General features: G+C 70.9%; 4 protein-coding genes. 3 read left to right on the top strand and 1 reads right to left on the bottom strand.

The window, feature by feature from the left end:
• The 3 genes from AB0O76_RS09420 to glgB all read left to right on the top strand — a co-directional run.
• A partial coding sequence (locus AB0O76_RS09420; protein ID WP_365487071.1) for an alpha-glucosidase C-terminal domain-containing protein occupies positions 1-648 on the top strand: 648 nt, incomplete at its 5' end.
• Between the two features lie 133 nt (positions 649-781).
• Positions 782-2212, top strand: a complete 1431-nt coding sequence (locus AB0O76_RS09415) for a maltokinase (protein ID WP_365487069.1) — start codon at positions 782-784, stop codon at positions 2210-2212.
• The gene (gene glgB, locus AB0O76_RS09410; protein ID WP_365487067.1) at positions 2209-4536 is read left to right on the top strand and encodes a 1,4-alpha-glucan branching enzyme; all 2328 of its coding nucleotides are present in this window, start codon (positions 2209-2211) and stop codon (positions 4534-4536) included. The genes AB0O76_RS09415 and glgB overlap by 4 nt, the downstream gene beginning before the upstream one ends.
• A gap of 14 nt (positions 4537-4550) precedes the next feature.
• Here glgB and AB0O76_RS09405 read toward each other — a convergent pair whose 3' ends face one another.
• Complete coding sequence (locus tag AB0O76_RS09405; RefSeq protein WP_365487065.1) at positions 4551-6812, bottom strand: helicase; 2262 nt, start codon at positions 6810-6812, stop codon at positions 4551-4553.
• Positions 6813-6970 lie beyond the last annotated feature (158 nt).

Below are 6970 nucleotides of genomic sequence, written 5' to 3'. Positions count from 1 at the left end.
AACATCGGCATCCGCCGCCGCCTGGCCCCGCTCCTGGACAACGACCGCAACCAGATCGAACTCTTCACCGCCCTGCTCCTGTCCCTGCCCGGATCGCCGATCCTCTACTACGGCGACGAGATCGGCATGGGCGACAACATCTGGCTCGGCGACCGCGACGCGGTACGCACCCCCATGCAGTGGACCCCCGACCGCAACGCGGGCTTCTCCTCCTGCGACCCCGGACGCCTCTACCTGCCCACCATCATGGACCCGGTCTACGGCTACCAGGTCACCAACGTCGAGGCCTCCATGTCCTCCCCGGCCTCACTGCTCCACTGGACCCGCCGGATGATCGAGATCCGCAAACAGAACCCCGCCTTCGGACTCGGCTCGTACACCGAACTGCCCTCCTCCAACCCCGCCGTCATCGCCTTCCTGCGCGAGGCCCCCTCGACCGAGGAAAGCGGGGACGACCTGGTGCTGTGCGTGCACAACTTCTCCCGCTTCGCCCAGCCCACCGAACTCGACCTCCAGGCCTTCAACGGCCGCCACCCCGTCGAACTCATCGGCGGAGTGCGCTTCCCGGCCATCGGCGAACTGCCCTACCTGCTCACACTGGCGGGGCACGGGTTCTACTGGTTCCGGCTGCGCAAGGACCCGGCGTAGGCTCCACTGCGACACCCGCGCGGGGCGGTTTCCACCGCCCCGCCCTGGGCACTCTCCCCGCACAACCGGCACTCCCGCACGACCGGCACTCCCGCACTCTCCCTTGTCCGCACCGCGGAAAGGACGCGACGCCATGTCGGAAGCCGTCACCCGCCCGGGCATCACCACGGACGCGCTGCTCGCCTCGCTCGATCCGCTCCTCCGCGGCTGGCTGCCGAGGCAGCGCTGGTTCGCGGGCAAGGGCCGTCCGATCACCGGCTTCCACCTGGTCACGGCGACCGAACTGCTGCCGCCCACCGCCAGGTCGGGCCTGCTGCACCTCCTGGTGCGGGTGGACCAGCCGCGCATCCCGGGGCAGGGCGGCGGGGCCGCCGGGGCACAGCCCGCCGACTGCTATCAGCTGCTGCTCGGCGTGCGGCGCGAGCTGCCGCCGCGGCTCGCGCCCGCGCTGATCGGCCATGTGACGGCGGGGCCGCTCGCCGGGTTCACGGTCTACGAGGCGCTGTACGACCCCCGCATGGCCGAGTTCCTGATGGAGGCCCTGCGGATGCGGGCACACGTCGGCAAGCTGCGCTTCGAGCGCGACATGCGCAAGGACATCGGCGAGGGTCTCGTGCCGCGCGTGCTCGCCGCCGAGCAGTCCAACTCCTCGCTGGTGTACGGCGACACGTACATCCTGAAGCTGTTCCGCCGCATCGTCCCCGGCCTCAATCCGGATCTGGAGCTGCCGCTGATGCTCGCCCGCGAGGGCTGCGCCCAGGTCCCCGCGCCGGCCGCCTGGTTCCTCGCGGACCTGCCGGACGACGTGAATGTGCTCGGCGTGCTCCAGCCCTATCTGAAGGGCACGACGGACGGCTGGGACCGTGCGCTGCGCGAGCTCGCCGAGGGGGAGGACTTCAAGAGCGAGGCGCAGGCGCTCGGCCGTGCGACCGCCGATGTGCACCTGGCCCTCGCCCGCGCACTGCCCACCGTCACGCTCGGCCGCGCCCAGGTGGAGCTGATCGCCGAGGGCATGGCGGAGCGCCTGGAGGCGGCGGCCGGTGCGGTGCCCGCGCTGCTTCCGTACGCGAAGGCCCTGCACACCGCCTTCGACGCGTTCGCCGATCTGGCCGCCGACGGGACGCTCTGGACGGCCCAACGCATCCACGGCGACCTGCACTTGGGGCAGTTCCTGCGCTCGCCGTCCGGGGACTGGTCGCTCATCGACTTCGAGGGCGAGCCCTCGCGTCCGCTCGCCGAACGCAGGCTGCCGCAGCCCGCGGTGCGCGATGTGGCGGGCATGCTGCGTTCCTTCGACTACGCGGCGCGGTCGGCCGAGCCCTGGTCGCCCCGGTGGGCGGGCGAGTGCCGGGCCGCGTACTGCACGGGATACGCGGAGGTGTCAGGACGCGACCCGCGCACCGATCCGGTCGCCCTGCGCGCCTACGAGACGGACAAGGCGGTCTACGAAGTCCTCTACGAGGCCCGCCACCGTCCGGACTGGATGCCCGTCCCGCTCGCCGCCGTCCACCGCCTCGCCATGAACGGCCCCGCATCGAACGGCCCCGCCACCGAAGCCCCATGACCCGCCCTCGCCGAGGAGGCCTCCCCGTGACCCCCCGCCCCCAGCCGCGCAAACCGTCCGACGAGGCCACCGACAAGAGCAGGCGCAAGCCGGGGCAGCAGCCCCCGGGGAAGAAGTCGAAGCGCCCCACGTCCCCCGTCCCCAAGGCCGACCGCGAGCGCCTCCTGAGCGGCACGCACCACGACCCGCACGCCGTGCTCGGCGTCCACACGGTGCGCGACGGCATAGCGTTCCGCGCGCTGCGGCCGTACGCGCGGTCCGTCACGGTGGTGGCCAGGGACCTGCGGGCCGAACTGCACGACGACGGCGACGGGTTCTTCTCCGGGGTGCTTTCGCTGCGGGAGATCCCCGACGACTACCGGCTGCATATCACGTACGAGGAAGCCGAGTTGGAGATCCATGACGCGTACCGCTTCCTGCCCGCGCTCGGCGAGTTCGATCTGCATCTGATCGGTGAGGGGCGGCACGAGCAGCTGTGGCAGGCGCTCGGGGCGCGCCCGATGGTGCACGAGGGGGCGACCGGGACCCGCTTCACGGTGTGGGCGCCCAACGCCCGTGGCGTGCGCGTGGTGGGGAACTTCAACTTCTGGGACGGCACGGGCTTCGCGATGCGTTCGCTCGGCGGCAGCGGGGTGTGGGAGCTCTTCGTGCCGTCCGTCGGCGAGGGCGAGCTGTACAAGTACGAGATCACCCGGCCCGACGGCTCGAAGACCCTGCGCGCCGACCCGCTCGCACGCCGCACGGAGGAGCCGCCCGCGAACTCCTCGATCGTGTACGAGTCGCACCACGAGTGGCACGACGAGGAGTGGCTCGCACGCCGTGCCGAACTCCCTGTGCACGAGGCGCCGTTCTCCGCGTACGAGGTGCATCTCGCGTCCTGGCGGCCGGGTCTTACGTATCGCCAGCTCGCCGAGCAGTTGCCCGCGTACGTCGCCGATCTGGGTTTCACGCACGTCGAGTTGATGCCGGTCGCCGAGCATCCCTTCGGCGGGTCGTGGGGCTATCAGGTGACGGGGTTCTACGCGCCGACGGCCCGCCTCGGCACCCCCGACGACTTCAAGCACCTGGTCGACGCGCTGCACCGCGCCGGGATCGGCGTCCTGATGGACTGGGTGCCCGCGCACTTCCCGCGCGACGACTGGGCGCTCGCGGAGTTCGACGGGCGGACCCTGTACGAGCACGAGGACCCGGCCCGCGCCGCGCATCCGGACTGGGGGACTCTGGAGTTCGACTTCGGCCGCAAGGAGGTGCGCAACTTCCTTGTTGCCAACGCCAGTTACTGGTGCGAGGAGTTCCACATCGACGGCCTGCGGGTCGACGCGGTCGCCTCGATGCTCTACCTCGACTACTCGCGCGAGAACGGCGAGTGGACCCCGAACGAGCACGGCGGCCGCGAGAACCTGGACGCCGTGGCCTTCCTCCAGGAGATGAACGCCACCCTCTACCGCCGCGCCCCCGGCGTCGTCACGATCGCGGAGGAGTCCACGGCCTGGGACGGCGTGACCCGCGCGACGCACCACTTGGGCCCGGGCGGCTTCGGGGGGCTCGGCTTCGGCCTGAAGTGGAACATGGGCTGGATGCATGACTCGCTCGGCTATGTGAGCCACGAGCCGGTGCACCGCAAGTACCACCACAACGAGATGACGTTCTCGATGGTGTACGCGTACAGCGAGAACTACGTCCTGCCGATCTCGCACGACGAAGTCGTGCACGGAAAAGGGTCGTTGGTGTCGAAGATGCCGGGCGACTGGTGGCAGCAGCGCGCCAACCACCGCGCGTATCTGGGCTTCATGTGGGCCCACCCGGGCAAGCAACTCCTCTTCATGGGGCAGGAGTTCGCGCAGGGCGCCGAGTGGGCGGAGAGTCACGGCCCGGACTGGTGGCTGCTCGACCCGGCGTACGGCGCGGAGGCCGATCACCGGGGCGTACGCGATCTCGTGCGCGACCTCAACACCGTCTACCGCCGTGAGCCGTCCCTGTGGCAGCGGGACACGGACCCCGGCGGCTTCGCCTGGGTCGAGGGCGAGGCGGCGGAGGACAACGTCTTCGCTTTCCTCCGCTATGCCTCCGAGGACACCGGCGGTTCGCCGCTCCTCGCCGTCTCGCACTTCTCACCGGTGGTGCGGCACGAGTACCGGCTCGGCGTCCCCGACGAGATCTCCGCCTGGCGCGAGGTCCTGAACACGGACGCGGCGCTGTACGGCGGCAGCGACGTCACCAACCCCGACCCCGTCAAGCCGGACCCGGTGGCCTCCCACAGCCGCCCCGCATCACTGAGGCTGACACTGCCACCGCTGGCTACGGTGTGGCTGCGGCCGGTGTGACCCCACGCGACGGCCTACCGCTTCTCCAACACCCCCTCGATACCCGCAGGAAGCCCCTCCGTGTGCAGGACGCCGAGCCGCTGCGTGGCCCGGGTCAGGGCCACGTACAGGTCACTCGTCCCATAGCGTGCGGGCTCGACGACGAGGACCGTGTCGAACTCCAGGCCCTTCGCCTGGCGGGGGTCGAGAAGGACGACCGGGCGGGTCAGGTCGGGTGCGGCACCGGCGGCCACGCCGGGCAATACGGCAGCGAGTTCGGCATGACATTCGCGCGGTGCGATGACCGCGAGGCGGCCCTCGTCCCCGCCCTCGGCGGCGACCGCGTCCGCGAGGGCGGCGGGCAGATCCTCGGTGGCGAGGGCCCAGGGCCGCACGCCCGTGGAGCGCACCGAGCTCGGCGGCCGGAAGTCCGGGTCGCCGGCGGCCCGCGGCACCTCGGCCGCCACGTCCATGATCTCCACGGGGGTGCGGTAGTTGACCCCGAGCCGTGTGTACTCCCAGCGGTCATCGACGTACGGCGTCAGGATCCGCTCCCACGAACCGCAGCCGCCCGCCTCCGCCGTCTGCGCGGGGTCGCCGACCAGCGTCATCGAACGGGTCGGGCAGCGCCGCATGAGCAGACGCCACGCCATCGCCGAGAGCTCCTGCGCCTCGTCGACGATGATGTGCCCGAACGCCCAGGTGCGGTCGGCGGCAGCGCGCTCGGCGGCGCTGCGGTGGTCGGCCTCCTCCTGGCGCTCGGCCATCCGCTCGGCGTCGATGATGTCGTGCGCGAGCAGCACCTCCGAGGCGTCGGCGTCGATGTCCTCCTTGTCCTCGAACTCGTACGTACGTGAGGCGTACGACACGTCCAACACGCCCTGTGCGTAAGCGATCTGCTTCGCGCGCTCCGCCTCCGCCATCGCCCGTGCCGCGCTGTCGTCGCTGCCGAGCAGCTCGGCGGCCTCGTCGAGCAGCGGGACGTCGGCGGCCGTCCAGGCGGCGGCGCGCGGACGCCGGACAAGGCGTGCGTCCTCCTCCGACAGATGCGGCGTGGGCTCCTCGAGGAAGTCGGCGAGGAAGCCCTGCGGCGTGAGCGTCGGCCACAACTCCTCGATGGCGGCGTGCACTTCGGGGCTTGCGGCGATCGCCTTGCCGAGCTGGGCGATGTCGTCGGGGCCCAGGAAGTTGGGGCCGCCGTAGGGGTCGGCGCCGATGCGTTCGGCGAGCTGGGCGGTGAGCGAGTCGATGATGTGGAAGGCGAAGTGCGGGCGGCCGAGGTTGTGCGGCACGTCCGCGCCGCGCGCCGCGTCCCGCGCCTCCTGGGCGATCGTCCAGTCCAGGATCAGATCGCCGTCGTCGTGCCGGATGATCAACGGGGCGCCGGGTTCGGGGAGTTGCTGCCGGTCGCGCAGGGCGGCGGCGAGCACGTCCGCCATCTCCGCGCGGCCCTTCACCTCGGCGGCCTCGGGGCCGTCGAAGCCGGTGGCGGTCACGCCGGGGAACAGCTCGCCGACCGTGGAGAGGAGCACCCCCGTCTCGCCGAGCGCGGGAAGCACCTCGCTGATGTAGCCGAGGAAGGCCGGGTTCGGGCCGACGATCAGGACCGCGCGCTTGGCGAGCAGCTCACGGTGTGCGTAGAGGAGGAACGCCGCGCGGTGCAGCGCCACGACCGTCTTGCCGGTGCCGGGGCCGCCCTCGACGACGAGGACGCCGCGGTGCGGGGCGCGGATGATGCGGTCCTGCTCGGCCTGGATGGTCTGCACGATGTCGTGCATCCGGCCGGTGCGCGCCGAGTCGAGCGCGGCGAGCAGCACCTCGTCGGCGTCCGCGCCCTCGTACCCGGTGCGGGTGGAGTCGCTGAGATCGAGGATCTCGTCGTGCAGGGCCGTGACCTCACGGCCCTCGGTGGTGATGTGCCTGCGCCTGCGCAGACCCATCGGCACATGACCCGTCGCGAGATAGAAGGGGCGTGCCACATCGGCACGCCAGTCGATCACGAGCGGGGTGCGTTCGGTATCGGACGCGCGGATTCCGATGCGCCCGATGTGGTGATCACGGCCGTCACGGAATTCGAGCCGCCCGAAGCAAAGGCCGTTCTCCCCCGCGTTGAACGCGGCCAGCAGACCGGACTGCTCGGCGACCATCACGTCGCGTTCAAGGCGCGCCTGCAGACCGTTGCCCACCTGCGACAACGACGCCTGCACGGCGGACTCGGCCTCCTCGCGCAGCGCGTCGAGGCGCGCGTACAGCCCGGAGACGAATTGCTGCTCTTCCCGCAATTCCTCGGTTGACAATTCAGCCCCTCGCCAGTTACAGTGCTCTTATTCAGGTTCTCGTGATGCCGTTATGCCCAATTGGGCAGGGCTTCGCGAAAGAATCCAATATACGCAGAGAAATACCCCGGACGTCAATTCGTCCGGGGTATTTCTCTGTCCGCGTACGGAAGGTCAGA

Origin of the sequence: Streptomyces sp. NPDC086554, from assembly GCF_040686095.1 — a bacterium.
GTDB lineage: Bacteria > Actinomycetota > Actinomycetes > Streptomycetales > Streptomycetaceae > Streptomyces.
The sequence above is the reverse complement of the archived record's forward strand: the minus strand, read 5'-3'. Positions and strand labels throughout refer to the sequence as shown.

Bases quoted from the DNA above. Each gene is read 5' to 3' on its own strand.
- AB0O76_RS09415 (WP_365487069.1), top strand. From the start codon at position 782: ATGTCGGAAGCCGTCACCCGCCCGGGCATCACCACGGACGCGCTGCTC.
- glgB (WP_365487067.1), top strand. From the start codon at position 2,209: ATGACCCGCCCTCGCCGAGGAGGCCTCCCCGTGACCCCCCGCCCCCAG.